The 500-nt window shown below is 45.6% G+C and carries 1 protein-coding gene; it reads right to left on the reverse strand.

Going from position 1 to position 500, the window contains the following annotated elements; all coding sequences use genetic code 11:
• On the reverse strand, positions 1-500 hold a 500-nt coding region (locus R7093_RS28575; RefSeq protein WP_318147455.1), incomplete at both ends, for a catalase.

A 500-nucleotide genomic window follows, 5' to 3' on the forward strand; every position in this document is an offset into this window, starting at 1 on the left:
ATACAAATCATTCGTAAGGTGATTGAAGTCTTTACCCTGCATTTCCGTCACTTCATTAGGACGAAGACTCTTAATGCCTTGTTGGCTCTTCCATTGGAACTTCACATAGTTCACATCACCTTGTTGGTTGATCCACTTGTAAGCGTGAACGCCAAAGCCATCCATTGTGCGATAGCTCGCTGGCGTACCAAGATTGCTGTACACCCAAGTCAGCATGTGAGTCGCACTTGGTTCATGGCTAAAAAAGTCAAAGAATCGGTTTGGATCCTGAACGTTGTTCACTGGTGACGGTTTCAGAGAGTGCACCATATCCGGAAACTTGATCGAATCACGGATGAAGAACACAGGCAGGTTATTCCCTACCAGATCCCAGTTGCCCTGTTCAGTATAAAATTTGGTTGCAAAACCTCGTGGATCACGCAGCGTCTCTGGCGATCCTTTTGAGTGTATAACGGTCGAAAAACGAACGAAAACAGGAGTCACCTTTCCCTTTTCAGTGA

The sequence above is a fragment of the Vibrio sp. 1580 genome (assembly GCF_033340055.1).